The organism is Streptomyces sp. 11-1-2 (assembly GCF_003595545.1).
Taxonomy (GTDB): domain Bacteria; phylum Actinomycetota; class Actinomycetes; order Streptomycetales; family Streptomycetaceae; genus Streptomyces; species Streptomyces hygroscopicus_B.
In genome coordinates this window covers 8,929,574-8,943,240 of the sequence record NZ_CP022545.1, presented here as the reverse complement: position 1 = coordinate 8,943,240, position 13,667 = coordinate 8,929,574, and the positions used below count along the sequence as shown (strand labels likewise).

Genomic DNA, 13,667 nt, shown 5'->3' with positions numbered 1-13,667 from the left:
CAGTTGTGGGAAGGGGCGGGGAGGGGAACAGCCCGCCGCAGGCGGCAAGCCCCGTCGGGCACCCGCTACGCCCGCCCGAGCACCTCGTCCCACGCGGTGCTCAACCTCCGTACACCCTCGGCCAGTTCGCCGACGCCCGCCACCGACGCGAAGCTCAGCCGCACATGCGGCGCGGGCGGTTCGGCGCAGAAGTACGGGCCGCCGGGGGCGACGGAGACCCCGGCGCGCAGCGCGGCGGAGTCCAGCGCGGTCTCGTCGGTGCCCTGGGGCAGCCGCAGCCACAGGTGGTAGCCGCCGGGCGGGACATAACGCAGCTCCAGGGCGGGCAGTTCGCGCCGTACGGCGGTGACGAGCACGTCGCGGCGGGTGCGCAGCTCGGCGGCGACGTTGCGCAGATGGCGGGGCCAGGAGGGGGCACCGACGAGTTCCAGGGCCGCCTCCTGGAGCGGGCGGGGCACGAAGAAGCTGTCGACGACCTGGATCGCGCGCAGCCGCCCCAGCGCGGGGCCGCGGGCGGCGAGCGCGCCCACCCGCAGGCTGGGCGAAGTGGGTTTGGTGAGCGAGCACACATGGACCACCACCCCGTCGGGGTCGTCGGCGGCGAGCGTGGGGGCCAGCGGGGGCGCGTCCTCGTGGACGAGCCGGCGGGCGAAGTCGTCCTCGACCACGAACGCGCCCGCCTCACGGGCGATCCCGATCACCTCGCGGCGCCGCTCGGGGGCGAGTATCGCCCCGGTGGGGTTCTGGAACAGCGGCTGGCAGACGAAGACCCGGGCGCCGGTCGCCCGCAGCGCCTCGGCGAGCAGCTCGGGCCGGACCCCCTCGGTGTCCACCGGCACCGGGACGGGGCGCAGCCCGGAGGCGCGGGCGGCGGCGAGCACCCCGGGGTAGGTCGGGGATTCGACGAGGACGGGCGCGCCGGGCGGGGCGAGGGCGCGCAGCGCGCAGGTGAGCGCGGACTGGCCACCCGCGGTGATCAGCACGTCGGCGGCGCCGAGGGTCCCACCCGGGCCGCCGATCTCGCGGGCGAACCAGGCGCGCAGCTCCGGGAGCCCTTCCACCGGGGGGCGCTCCCACGCCCCGGGCCGCCGTCCGGCGCGGGCCAGGGCGGCGGACAGCGCCCGCTCCGGCTGGAGCGAGGAGTGCAGATAGCCGTTGTTGAATTCCAGGATGCCGTGCGGCGGGGCGGCGAGCGTGGCCAGGACGCCGGAGGCGTCCACCGAGCGTCGCACCGGCTCGCCGACCGTCTCCACGCTCAGCGCGACCTCCTGCCAGGAGGTGTCGCCCGGCCGTGGCGCCGCGGCCCCGGGGCGGTCGGCGCGGAAGGCACCGGCGCCGGGGCGGGTGACCACCAGCCCTTCGGCGGCGAGTGCGGCGAGGGCGCGGGAGACGGTGACCGGGCTCACCCGGTGGCGCTCGACCAGGGCACGACTGGACGGCAGCTTCTCTCCGGGCGAGTAGCGGTCCAGCTCCTTTCGCAGCGATTTCGCGAGTTCGGCCACACTGCTACGCTGTTCCATGACAGCACAGGATAGCGCTACCGATGACAGCGCGATAGCGGTGAGCACCGGGGGCGGGGACGACACCACCCGGGGCCGGGACAACTCCCCGCCGCCGTCCGCCGCCCGTACCGGCACCGTGCTCGCCATGCTCGGCGTGGCCGCCTTCTCCCTGACCTTCCCCGGCACCGCCTGGGCGCTCACCGGCCTCGGCCCCTGGTCCGTGACCACCTGCCGGGTGGTGCTCGCCGCGCTGATCGCGGGCGGCGCGCTGACCGCCCTGCGGGTGCCGGCGCCGGCCCGCCGCCACTGGCCGGGGCTGCTGGTCGTGGCGGCCGGGGTCGTCGTGGGTTTCCCGCTGCTGACCACGCTCGCCCTGCAGACCTCCACCACGGCGCACGCGGCGGTGGTGGTCGGCCTGCTGCCGCTCACCACCGCCGCCCTCTCCGCCGTACGCACCGGGGTGCGGCCCTCGCGGACGTTCTGGGCGGCGGCGCTGGCCGGGGCCGCGGTCGTGATCGCCTTCGCCCTGCAGCAGAGCGGCGGCGCACCCACCGCCGGTGATCTGTATCTGTTCGCCGCGCTGCCGGTGTGCGCGGCGGGCTATGCCGAAGGCGGACGGCTGGCCGGCCATATGCCGGGCTGGCAGGTGATCGGCTGGGCGCTGGTGGGCTGTCTGCCGCTGTCGGCGCCGGGCGCGGTGCTCGCGCTGTCGGCCGAGGACGTCCACCTCGGCGGCCGCGCGGTGGCCGGGCTGCTGTGGCTGGCGGTGGGCTCGCAGTTCGTGGGCATGGTGGTCTGGTACCGGGGGATGGCCGCCATCGGGGTGACGCGGGCCAGCCAGCTCCAACTGGCCCAGCCGCTGCTCACGTTGGTGTGGTCGGTGCTGCTCCTCGGCGAGGAGCTGACCCCCGCCGCCCCGATCGCCGCCGTGGCGGTGCTGGTGTGCATCGGGGTGACGCAGCGGGCGCGGGTCCCGGCGGCGAGGGCCGTACGGACCCCGGCGGCGGCGGGCCGGGCACAGGGAACCACGGCGGTGGAGCGGGCCCCCGAAGCGGCGAGCCGGGCTCCCGCGGTGGCGGAGCGGGCCCCCGAAGCGGCGAGCCGGGCTCCCGCGGTGGCGGAGCGGATCCCCGAAGCGGCGAGCCGGATCCCCGGAGCGGGGTACCCGAATCACCCCCCGGCGGGGGCAAACCAGGACAATCGGCCATAGACTGGCCCCAGGGATCGCATTGCCCTCAGCAGATCGCATTGCCCTCCAGCGGACAGGAGGTCACGCACATGGAGGCGACCGTAGGCGACAAGCTGCTGGTGCACGGCAGGGTTGTCGGGATTCACGATCGTGTAGCGGAGATCATCGAAGTGCTCGGGACCGACGGGGAACCGCCCTACCGCGTGCGTTACGAGGACGACGGACACGAGTGCCTGTTCTCCCCCGGGCCCGACTCGGTCGTCCGCCACCTGGCCGCCGGACCCGGGCAGCGTTAGCCGGCCCGGGGCCCCGGCTCAGCGGGGCGGACGGACCCGATGGGGATAGTGGTCGGCGACCACACGCGCCATGGCGCCGTTGCGGTCGGCGGCCACCTCCTTGGCCGAGAAGTACACATTGCCGCGCACCTGCGGAAAGCCCTGGTCGAAGGTGAGGTGCCGGGACAGCTCCGCCGGGTCCTGCCAGGGCGCGGGCTGCGCCGGATCGCCCGCCTTGTAGAGCGCCTCGCCGATGTAGAGGTTCACACCCGTGCCCCGGACCACCTCCGACCACCAGGGGACGAGCGCGGCGTAGTCGGCGGCGGCGAAGCCGATGTTCCAGTAAACCTGCGGGACGATGTAGTCGAGCCATCCCCGCCGCGCCCAGCCGCGGGTGTCCGCGAAGAGGTCGTCGTAGGTCTGCACCCCTGCCGTGGTGGCGGAGCCGAGCGGGTCGGTGGCCTGGTTGCGCCAGACGCCGAAGGGGCTGATGCCGAACCGCACCCGCCGCTTCAGCCGCTTGACGCGCACGGCCGTCTCGTACACCAGCCGGTCGATGTTGTTCCGCCGCCAGGCCGCCCGGTCCGGGAAGCCCGCACCGTAGCGCGCGTAGGCCGCGTCGTCGTCGAAGACCTGGCCGGCCACCGGATAGGGGTAGAAGTAGTCGTCCCAGTGGACGGCGTCGATGTCATAGCGCGCGACCGCGTCCAGCATGGCGTCCTGGACGAAGCGGCGGACCTCGGGCAGCCCGGGGTTGTAGTAGAGCTTCCCGCCGTACGGCACGACCCACTCGGGGTGCACCCGGGCCGGATGGGTGGGGATCAGCCGGGAGGGGTCGGTGTGGTTGGCGATCCGGTACGGGTTGAACCAGGCGTGCAGCTCGAGACCGCGCCGGTGCGCCTCGCGCACGGCGGTGCCCAGCGGATCCCAGCCCGGGTCCCGGCCCTGCACGCCGGTGAGGCACTCCGCCCACGGCTCGTACGGTGAGGGCCACAGCGCGTCCGCCGTCGGCCGCACCTGGAAGACCACCGCGTTGAGCCGGCGGCGCACGGCGGTGTCCAGAAAGCTCAGCAGCTCGGCCCGCTGCTCGGCCGCGGTGAGACCCGGTTTGGACGGCCAGTCGCGGTTGGCGACGGTGGCCAGCCACATCCCGCGGAACTCGGGCCGGTGCCCACCGCCCCGCCCCTCCGCCAGCGCGTCGCCCGCCGTGACGGTGGCGGCCAGGGCTCCGGCGGCCGCGGCCGTCAGACTTCTGCGCGTGATCCGACCCATGCCCAGCTCCTCGCCTCGGTCGTATCGCCAACGTAGCGCCGCCGCCCGCCACCGGCCGGGACCCGCGGCCCCAGGAGGCCGTCTCCCTTCCGGCCCCGGGCAGGCATCGCGCCGGAGGAGGCAACTCCCGCTGATGATGGGGCCCTTGTGGGGCGCCCGGCAATGCCTATCGCGAATCCGGGCCGCGCAAGCCCAACACCCCTTGAGGACCGCTTGACTTCACCCTTCTCGCGCGGCCATCCGGCCGCTAGCATCGGATGACGCACGCATGGGAGCGCTCCCAAATACCTCGCCCGCAGGGCCCGCACCCCTCACCACCCCCACGTCCGGAGAGGAAGTTCCCGTGCGCAGCAAAGGCAGCAGACCGCTCGGCGCGCTCATGGCCGCGCTGGCACTCGTCGGCGGCTTACTCACCGCCGCCGCCTCCCCCGCGGCGGCCCGCCCCGAACCGGCCCCCGCCCGGGGCACCGCCCAGGCCGACGCCTACACCTGGAAGAACGTCCGGGTGGACGGCGGCGGCTTCGTCCCCGGCATCGTCTTCAACCGCAAGGAGAAGAACCTCGCCTACGCCCGCACCGACATCGGCGGGGCGTACCGCTGGGACCAGTCCGGCAAGCGGTGGGTGCCGCTGCTGGACTCGCTGGACTGGGACCACTGGGGCTGGACCGGGGTGGTGAGCCTGGCCAGCGACTCCGTGGACCCCGACAAGGTCTATGTGGCGGCCGGTACGTACACCAACAGCTGGGACCCGGGCAACGGCGCCATCCTGCGCTCGTCCAACCGGGGCGCCAGTTGGCAGTCCACCACCCTCCCCTTCAAGCTGGGCGGCAATATGCCCGGCCGCGGCATGGGGGAACGGCTGGCGGTCGACCCCAACAAGAACAGCGTGCTCTACCTCGGCGCGCCGAGCGGCAACGGGCTGTGGCGCTCCACCGACTCCGGTGTCACCTGGTCGAAGGTGACGTCCTTCCCCAACCCCGGCACCTACGTCCAGGACGCGAGCGACACCAGCGGCTATCTGAGCGACAACCAGGGCGTGGTGTGGGTGACCTTCGACGAGCGCACCGGTTCTTCCGGCAGCGCGACGAAGACCGTCTACGTGGGCGTGGCCGACAAGAACAACACCGTCTACCGCTCGACGGACGCGGGCGCCACCTGGTCGCGGGTGGCCGGACAGCCGACCGGCTATCTCTCCCACAAGGGCGTCCTCGATACGAAGAACGGCTATCTGTACCTCACCACCAGCGACAAGGGCGGCCCGTACGACGGGGAGAAGGGCCAGGTGTGGCGGTACACCACGGCGACCGGGGAGTGGAAGAACATCAGCCCCATGACGGACGCCGACACCTACTTCGGCTACAGCGGGCTCACGGTGGACCGGCAAAATCCCGGCACGCTGATGGTGACCGGCTACAGCTCCTGGTGGCCGGACACCCAGATCTTCCGCTCCACCGACTCCGGCGCCACCTGGACCCGGGCCTGGGACTTCACCAGCTATCCCAACCGGTCCCTGCGCTACACCCAGGACGTCTCGTCCGTCCCCTGGCTGACCTTCGGCGCCAACCCCTCGCCGCCCGAAGTGACCCCGAAGCTGGGCTGGATGACCGAGGCGCTGGAGATCGACCCGTTCGACTCCCGCCGGATGATGTACGGCACGGGTGCGACGGTCTACGGCACGGAGAACCTCGCGAACTGGGACACGGGCGGCACCATCACCATCACGCCCATGGTCAAGGGCCTGGAGGAGACGGCGGTCAACGATCTGGCGAGCCCGCCCACCGGCGCCCCGCTGCTCAGCGCGCTCGGTGACATCGGGGGCTTCCGACACACCGACCTCGACGCGGTGCCCGCGAGGATGCACACCTCGCCGACGTTCACCACGACCACCAGCCTGGACTACGCCGAGACCAATGCGAACACCGTGGTCCGGGTGGGCAACAACGACTCCGCCCCGCGGATCGCGTTCTCGACCGACAACGGCGCCAACTGGTTCCAGGGCAGCGAGCCGTCCGGGGTCACGGGCGGCGGCACAGTGGCCGCGGCGGCCGACGGCAGCGGCTTCGTCTGGGCCCCGGAGGGCACCTCGACCGTCTACCACACCACCGGTTTCGGCAACTCCTGGTCGGCGTCGAGCGGCATCCCGGCCGGGGCGGTCGTGGAGTCCGACCGCAAGAACCCGAAGAAGTTCTACGGCTTCAAGGCGGGCACGTTCTACGTCAGCACCGACGGCGGCGCCACCTTCACCGCCAGGGCGTCCTTGGGGCTGCCGGGCGACGGCCCGGTGCGGTTCAAGGCGCTGCCGGGCGCCGAGGGCGACATCTGGCTCGCGGGCGGCAGCACGACCGGGGCCTACGGACTGTGGCACTCCACGGACTCCGGCGCGACCTTCACCAAACTGAGCGGCGTCCAGCAGGCGGACACCATCGGCTTCGGCAAGGCGGCACCGGGCGCCTCTTACCAGGCGCTCTACACCAGCGCGAAGATCGGCGGGGTGCGCGGCATCTTCCGCTCCACCGACGCCGGGGCGAGCTGGACCCGGATCAACGACGACGCCCACCAGTGGGGCTGGACGGGCGCCTCGATCACCGGCGACCCACGGGTCTACGGACGGGTCTACGTGGCCACCAACGGCCGCGGCATCCTGCGCGGCGACGCCTCGTGACCGTGGTGTGAGAGCCCCGTGCGCAAGACGGGGACGGGGGCGGGCCGGGGCCGGGAATCCGGCCCCGGCCCGCCCCTCGCCGATAACCGGAGGGTAACGTCTGGGGCGACAGGGGGACGGCACAACGGACAGTTGGACCAGCGAAAGGCACGATGTGACCGACATCGAACGCGTCGGAGTGGTGGGCTGTGGCCAGATGGGTGCGGGCATCGCGGAGGTGTGCGCCCGATCCGGCCTGGACGTCATGGTCGCGGAGACCACGGGCGAGGCCCTGGAGATAGGGCGCACCCGGCTGACCAACTCCCTCGGCAAGGCCGCGGAGCGCGGCAAGATCACCGAGGAGCAGCGCGACGCGACGCTGGACCGGCTGAGCTTCACCACCGACCTGGGGGAATTCGCCGACCGTGACCTCGTGATCGAGGCGGTCGTCGAGAATGAGCAGGTCAAGACGGAGATCTTCCAGGTTCTCGACCAGGTGGTGACCCGCCCGGACGCGATCCTCGCCTCCAACACCTCCTCCATCCCGCTGGTCAAGCTGGCCGTCGCCACCTCCCGCCCGGATCAGGTGATCGGCATCCACTTCTTCAACCCGGCGCCGGTGCAGGCGCTGGTGGAGCTGATCCCGGCGCTCACCACCGGTGACGAGACCATCAAGCGCACCGAGGCACTGGTCCACGACGTCCTGGACAAACACGCCATCCGCGCCCAGGACCGCGCGGGGTTCGTGGTCAACGCGCTGCTCATCCCGTATCTGCTCTCCGCCATCCGGATGTTCGAGTCCGGGATCGCCAGCCGCGAGGACATCGACAACGGCATGGAGATGGGCTGCGCCCATCCGATGGGCCCGCTGAAGCTGTCCGACCTGATCGGTCTGGACACGATCGCGGCGATCGCCGACTCGATGTACGGCGAGTACAAGGAGCCGCTGTACGCCGCTCCCCCGCTGCTGCTGCGCATGGTGGACGCGGGCCGGATGGGACGCAAGTCGGGCTCGGGCTTCTACACGTACTGAGGCAGGCCGCCTGCGATCTCTGATCGTCAGCGCCCCTCTCGACCGCTGCCTCACCATGCCCAGGAGTGAACCACCTCACACGACAACGGCCCTGCCCCATACCCTGGCGGTGACGAGCTGGACAGAGAGGGGCAAGGCCATGTCATGCGCGGCCACGTGGGCACGCGGCTGCCTGATGTCCGGATCGGTACGGGGCGGGCGAGCGGACTGTTCCACTCCGGGCGCGGCGTGCTGCTCGCGACCGGCGAAACGTACCTGACCACGGCGAAGCCGTGGGCTGATCGTGTCACCGCGACGCTTGTCGAGAGGACACCCTGGCCCGACGTCGACGCGGTGCTGGTACGGCCCGACGGCTATGTGTGCTGGACCGCGTCGGGAGACTCCCTCACCACGGCACTTCGGGCCTGGTTCGGCCACGCGGACTGAACAACCCGAGTCGATGGACGAGCGAGCCGGTCCGCCGACCGGCCGCTTCACGCGCGGCGGGCGGGGCCGGCAACGCAAGGGCGCTCATTCGTCCGTGTCCAGGTCCCGCCCCGCGTCGGCGCCGAGGACGCCGTCCAGCTCGGAGATCTCCCCGACCAGCCGGAGCACGTCCCCGGTGCCCTCGAGGGCGAGCTGCACCTCGGCGACGCCCGTATCGGAGGGCCGGGCCTCCTCCTCGGCCCGGACGACCCGGGCGGTGCGGTTTCGGCCCTTCCAGGGCGCCCGGTCCACCCGGACCTGCAGCACCCGGTACCCGGCCGCCGTACACAACTCCAGGACACGTGGCAGCAGCCCGGCGCCCACCCGGTAGGCGAGCTGCAACTCCACCCGTTCGGCCGACCAGAGGGCCGGCAGCCGGTGGGTGAGCAGCGGATAGCCGCGGATCACCAAGAAGTGCACCGCGGTGACCGCGGTGGCCAGCAGGGCCAGACCACCGCCGCAGGCCATGCCCACCGCACAGGTGAGCCAGACGGTCGCCGCGGTGGTCAGCCCGTGGACGGCATCGCGCCGGACGAAGATCAGGCCGCCGCCGATGAAGCCGATACCGGAGACGACCTGCGCCGCCACCCGTGAGGGGTCCAGGCCGACGTGGCCGCGCAGCAGCACATCGGTGAAGCCGTACTGGGAGACCTGCATGAACAGCGCGCTGCCCACGCCCACCAGGGTGTGGGTGCGCAGCCCGGCGCTCTTCTGCTGCACCGCCCTCTCGAGCCCGATCAGGGTGGACAGCACCAGCGCGACGCCGAGCTCGGCGAACTGCCGTACTCCCTGGTCGACACCGAATTCCCACATCGGAGCCGCGATCAGTCGCACATCCGTCCCTTCTGTCCGGTTCATCCGGTCTGTCCGCCCCCCGCGGTCCCTCCCTTCGACCGCCGTCCCCCATGCGTACCCGTTGAGTACCCGCGTTTCGCACGGGGTGTGCGCCGGTGACTCACACACCACCCCCACACACGCTCCCGCACTACCTGTGCATGCGCTTGACTCGGAGCGTTACCACTGCACGGACGTTACATCCGGAAGGGGATCAACCCGTGACCACCGAGCCCGAGCAAGCCGCGTTAGCCGTGGAGCTCGCGGAATTACGCCGGTCCGTCGACGTGGGCTTCACCCGCGTCGACGGCCGGCTCGCCCTGCTCGACCACCGAGGAGAACAGGCTGAGGAGGACGTGAACCAACTGGGCGGGCGGATGCGGATCCTGGAGCACGGACGCTGGCCGCTGCCCTCCATCGCCGCCCTGACCGGGGTATCCGCCCTGGCCCTGGCGATATGGCAGGCAGCGGGACACTAGCGCCGGTGCGGACGGCGGCCCGGCCTACCCGAGCCTGATGTGGTGGAGCAGCAGCAGCGCCGCCGCCATGTTGGCCGCGGGCACCTCACCGCGTGCGACCAGGTCGGGCACCATCTTCAGCGGCACCCACTCGCGGCGGTCCGACTCGAAGTCGTCCTCCGGGTGCCCGACGTACGATGCCTCCTCGGCCCAGTAGATGTGGTGCCGTGCGTCGGTGAGCCCGTTGGACGGCTCGACGGAGAGGAGATGGCGCAGCGGGCCGGGGCGCCAGCCGGTCTCCTCCTCCATCTCCCGGGCCGCGGCGTCGGCGATGTCCTCACCGTCCTCGACGACGCCCGCGGCCAGCTCCCAGCCCCAGGCGTCGGTGATGAACCGGTGGCGCCACAGCAGCAGCACCTCGTTGGCCGCGTTCACCACCGTGGCCACGGCCACGGGACGGAGCCGGATCAGATAGTGGTCCAGATGGCGCCCGTCGGGGAGCCGGACATCGGCGAGGTTGACTCGGAACCATCGGTTCTCGTACACGGTCCGCTCCCTGAGGTTCTTCCATCGCACTGTCAGCCACCTTTCGTCGAAACGGGAGGCCATGGTGGGCCACCCGCTGACGAGAGTGCGGACCGCGAGCGGAACCGCTGGTCACAGAGGAACGCGCAGTGCCCCGTCGATGAGCGCGGCGGCCTCGGCTGTCGCGGCGCTTCCGCTGGCCGCGAGGTGCTCCCGTACCGCCCGCAACCGGTCGCGTAACCGCTGGGACTCCATGCCCCGCGCGCGCTCGGTCATCTCCACCGCCGTGGCGCCCGCCCGGTCCACGTCCCCCTGACGCAGCTCGATATGGGTGAGCATGGCGAGCCGGTGCACCCGGCCCCGGTCGTGCGCGGGGGTGCCGACCGCGGCGGTGGCGTGCTCGCGGGCGCCGCCGAGGTCGCCGAGACTCAGCAGCGCCTCGGCCACCTGGACGTTCACCAGACCCGGCTGCACATAGCCGGTCTCGTCGGGCTCCTGGCCCGGTCTGATCCGGTCGGCGGCGGTCTCGGCGCGCCGGATGCAGGACAGCGCCCCGGCGCCGTCGCCGAGCCGGGCGTACGCCTTGGCCTGCATGGCGTAGAGGTCGGCGGCGAGCGCGGGGGTGATCTGGGAGCCCGCGGCGCGCAGCGCCGATTCGGCGAAGGCGACCGCCTGCCGGTACTCCTTCATGAAGAGGGACTGGTTGACCAGCAGCGCTATGACGTAGGCGCCCAGGCCCCGGTCGCCACTGGCCTTGGCGAGCCGCAGCGCCTGGTGGAAGTAGCGCTGAGCCAGGCCGTGCGTATTGGAGTCGTACGCGCAGATCCCGGCGATGGCCACCAGGCCGCCGGTCGCCCGGTGCAGTTGGCGGCCGGTGTCGTCGGCGTAGCTGCCGCGCAGCAGCGGTGCGGCCTCGGAGTTGAGGAACCCCACCACCCGGGTCCGGGTCGCGACGCCGCCGGCCTTGCGGTACATCTGCTCGTAGTGGGCACGGGCGGCGCGCAGCGTCTCGATGTCGGTCAAGCTGACCCGGGTCAGACCGCGCCGGGAGACATCGGAGTCCTCGGGAGGGTTCTCCCACTCCCACACCGGGATGACGGCGGGGGTGCCGGTGACCGCCGGGGCCTCGACGACATGCGGGCGCTGCTGCTCGTCGGAACGCCACAGCGCGGTGGCGCGCTCGACGAATCCGGAGAGCGGGGTGGCGGGCCCCCGGCGGCTGCCGGGGGTGCCGAGGCCGATGTCATCCAGGGTGAGGGCACGGTGCAGCCGCTCGCCCAGCACCTCGCAGATGAGGTCCGGCACCTGGCCGCGCGGCCGCTGGCCCTTCAGCCACCGGGCCACCGCGGTGTGCTCGTACCGCAGCTTCATCCCCCGGGCCCGGCCTGCCTCATTGACATGGGCGGCCAGTCCGGCGTGGGAGACTCCGGCCTCGTCGAGCACGGAGTCGAGCAGTGTATTGGGCTCCATCTCGCCCTCCCGAAACGCTCGGTGGCGCCAGCGTAGTGGAGGGAGATTCGCACGGGGTGTGAACGGGCGGGGCGGGGTGGGCCGTTGGCGCGGCGTGCAGGGGGTGTCCAGCGGGTCTTTCCCCTCCCCGCCCCTTCCCGTCACCAGGGGCTCCACCCCTGTACCCCCGGGGGTACAGGGGTGGAGCCCCGGCTGGGGAGGGGGCGGGGCAGGTCTGGGAGCAGCCTGCCCGCCGGTGCCCGTTGCCAGGGACTTCGCCCCTGGACGCCGGGGGCTGGGGCGGAGCCCCGGTTGGGGAAGGGGCGGGGTGGGGAGCAGCCCGCCCGCCGCGTCCGTTGCCAGGGCCTCGCCCCTGGACGCGGAGTTTGGGGCGGAGCCCTGCCACGTGGCGGAGCCGCATATCGATGCTGCGGGAAGGGGCGGGGCGGGGCGGGGGCAGCCTGCCCGCCGGTGCCTGTTGCCAGGGGCCTCGCCTCTGGGCCCCGGGGTCTGGGGCGGGGCCCCACCGCGCGGCGGAGCCGCATATCGATGCTGCGGGAAGGGGCGGGGAACAGCCCGCCGCAGGCGTCAAGATCCGCCGGACATCCCCTAGCCCCGGTTGGCGTCGGCGGCCGGGCGGGTGAGGGCCGTGGTGGCGGACAGCGGGCAGCGGTCGAAGCGCAGCGCGAGCAGCGCGACATCATCGGCGAGCCGCCCGCCGGTGTGACGCAGCAGCGCCGAGCGCACCCCCGCCACGACCGCCGCGGGGACGAGCGGCCCGGGGCCCGCGGCCTCGGACAGGGCGCGGCGCAGGGGGAAGAACGTGCCGTGGGCGTCGCGCACGTCCTCGGCGCCGTCGGTGTGCAGCACCAGCGTGTCGCCGACGCTCAGGGCGCTCCAGCGGGCGGTGGGAAGCTCGGCGGGGAGCGGGAAGAGGCCGAGCGGCGGCAGCACCTCACCGGGTGCGGTCTGCCGGGCCGTGGCCGGGCCGACCGGCTGTTCGTAGAGGCGGTACGGCCAGGGGTGGCCGCAGTTGAGGGCGGTGACCTCGCCGTCCGCGCCCACCTCCAGCAGCAGGACGGTCACGAACTCCTCGTCCACGTGGCTGTCCAGCGGGCACTCCTCGCTCGCGCGTGCCCGCAGATGGCGCTCCAGGGCGCGGTCGAGCCGCCGCAGCACCCCGCTGAGCAGGGGTTCCTCATGGGCGGCCTCACGGAAACTGCCGAGGACGGCGGCGACCGTGCCGATCGCGGCGAGGCCGTGCCCGCGCACATCGCCCATGATGACGCGGACGCCGTACGGGGTGGCCAGCGCCTCGTAGAGATCGCCGCCGACGGCGGCGCCCCGGCTGGCCGAGAGATGGCCGCCCGCCAGCTCGATGCCCTCCAGCCGGGCGGGGAGCGGCCGCAGCACTACGTCCTGCGCGGCGGTGGCGACCGCCCGGAGCTGTTCCAGTTCACGGACCAGCCGCAGCTTGCGGCCCGCTGTGAGATAGCAGGCGACGGCCACGCCGAGGATGGCGCAACAGGTGACCAGGGCGGCGTGCGGCTCCTTCCCGTCGCCGTCGGGATCCAGAGCGGTCGGAGGCGCGAGGGCGAACAGCAGGCCGGCGCCGCCGAGCAGCACGATGCATCTGCGGCGACCGCTGCTCGCGCAGGCGATGGCGGGTGCCGCGGCGAGGAGCGCGACGACCTCGGTGTGCTGCGGGGTCAGCAGCGCCCAGCAGATGGCGCCGAGCACCCACAGACAGGGAACCACGCGGGTGACCGCCCGTAGACTCCGTGCCCTCCGTACGAACGCGTCGCCGACTGCCGATGTCCCGATCATGTGTCGCCCCCAACGCCGGCCAATGAGGCGGTCGGCCGGGCCCCTGGACGATCGATCCCGCGCGGGCCGTGCGACCGGCACGATTCTGGCGACAGCTCCTGCCAATTGGACCCGTCCCTTCCGGATCTCACCTGATCGGGTGACCACGCCCCGGGCACCCACCCGAACACCCCAGCGCCCCGCGGACGCGGTGTCGG

General features: G+C 72.8%; 11 protein-coding genes and 1 pseudogene. 6 read left to right on the top strand and 6 right to left on the bottom strand.

What is annotated here, in order from left to right; translation table 11 throughout:
* Positions 1–65: 65 nt before the first annotated feature.
* Entirely contained in the window at positions 66–1,520 is a 1,455-nt protein-coding gene (locus CGL27_RS38355) for a PLP-dependent aminotransferase family protein (RefSeq protein ID WP_119992238.1), read from the bottom strand.
* On the opposite strand from CGL27_RS38355, the pseudogene CGL27_RS38350 reads away from it, so the two are divergent.
* Both CGL27_RS38350 and CGL27_RS38345 read left to right on the top strand, forming a co-directional pair.
* Positions 1,519–2,472: pseudogene (locus CGL27_RS38350) on the top strand (DMT family transporter); the annotation flags it as partial. The gene CGL27_RS38355 and the pseudogene CGL27_RS38350 sit on opposite strands and share 2 nt — an antisense overlap.
* Before the next feature lie 308 nt (positions 2,473–2,780).
* Complete coding sequence (locus CGL27_RS38345; protein WP_014056134.1) at positions 2,781–2,987, top strand: DUF1918 domain-containing protein; 207 nt, start codon at positions 2,781–2,783, stop codon at positions 2,985–2,987.
* Positions 2,988–3,005: 18 nt separating this feature from the next.
* Here CGL27_RS38345 and CGL27_RS38340 read toward each other — a convergent pair whose 3' ends face one another.
* A complete protein-coding gene (locus CGL27_RS38340) occupies positions 3,006–4,238 on the bottom strand; it encodes a family 10 glycosylhydrolase (protein WP_119992236.1) in 1,233 nt (410 codons plus the stop codon).
* Between the two features lie 343 nt (positions 4,239–4,581).
* On the opposite strand from CGL27_RS38340, the gene CGL27_RS38335 reads away from it, so the two are divergent.
* The 3 genes from CGL27_RS38335 (at position 4,582) to CGL27_RS38325 (ending at position 8,338) form a co-directional block, all read left to right on the top strand.
* Positions 4,582–6,900, top strand: a complete 2,319-nt coding sequence (locus CGL27_RS38335) for a xyloglucanase (RefSeq protein WP_346345758.1) — start codon at positions 4,582–4,584, stop codon at positions 6,898–6,900.
* Between the two features lie 154 nt (positions 6,901–7,054).
* Positions 7,055–7,912, top strand: a complete 858-nt coding sequence (locus tag CGL27_RS38330; protein WP_078639964.1) for a 3-hydroxybutyryl-CoA dehydrogenase — start codon at positions 7,055–7,057, stop codon at positions 7,910–7,912.
* 144 nt (positions 7,913–8,056) lie between these two features.
* A complete protein-coding gene (locus CGL27_RS38325) occupies positions 8,057–8,338 on the top strand; it encodes a hypothetical protein (RefSeq protein WP_119992235.1) in 282 nt (93 codons plus the stop codon).
* 84 nt (positions 8,339–8,422) lie between these two features.
* Here the strand turns inward: CGL27_RS38325 and CGL27_RS38320 are convergent, their stop codons facing one another.
* Positions 8,423–9,235, bottom strand: coding sequence for an MgtC/SapB family protein (locus tag CGL27_RS38320; RefSeq protein WP_240450787.1), 813 nt, complete (start codon positions 9,233–9,235; stop codon positions 8,423–8,425).
* A gap of 197 nt (positions 9,236–9,432) precedes the next feature.
* Here CGL27_RS38320 and CGL27_RS38315 point away from each other — a divergent pair, with 197 nt between their 5' ends.
* Positions 9,433–9,690 (top strand): hypothetical protein, encoded by a 258-nt coding sequence (locus CGL27_RS38315; RefSeq protein ID WP_078639968.1) that lies wholly within the window; start codon positions 9,433–9,435, stop codon positions 9,688–9,690.
* 24 nt (positions 9,691–9,714) lie between these two features.
* Here CGL27_RS38315 and CGL27_RS38310 read toward each other — a convergent pair whose 3' ends face one another.
* From CGL27_RS38310 to CGL27_RS38300, 3 genes are all read right to left on the bottom strand, one after another.
* The gene (locus CGL27_RS38310; protein WP_086710837.1) at positions 9,715–10,278 is read right to left on the bottom strand and encodes an NUDIX hydrolase; all 564 of its coding nucleotides are present in this window, start codon (positions 10,276–10,278) and stop codon (positions 9,715–9,717) included.
* Between the two features lie 48 nt (positions 10,279–10,326).
* Positions 10,327–11,664, bottom strand: a complete 1,338-nt coding sequence (locus tag CGL27_RS38305) for a transcriptional regulator (protein WP_119992234.1) — start codon at positions 11,662–11,664, stop codon at positions 10,327–10,329.
* 588 nt (positions 11,665–12,252) lie between these two features.
* On the bottom strand, positions 12,253–13,470 hold the full coding sequence (locus CGL27_RS38300; protein WP_240450786.1) for a PP2C family protein-serine/threonine phosphatase: 1,218 nt from the start codon (positions 13,468–13,470) through the stop codon (positions 12,253–12,255).
* Positions 13,471–13,667 lie beyond the last annotated feature (197 nt).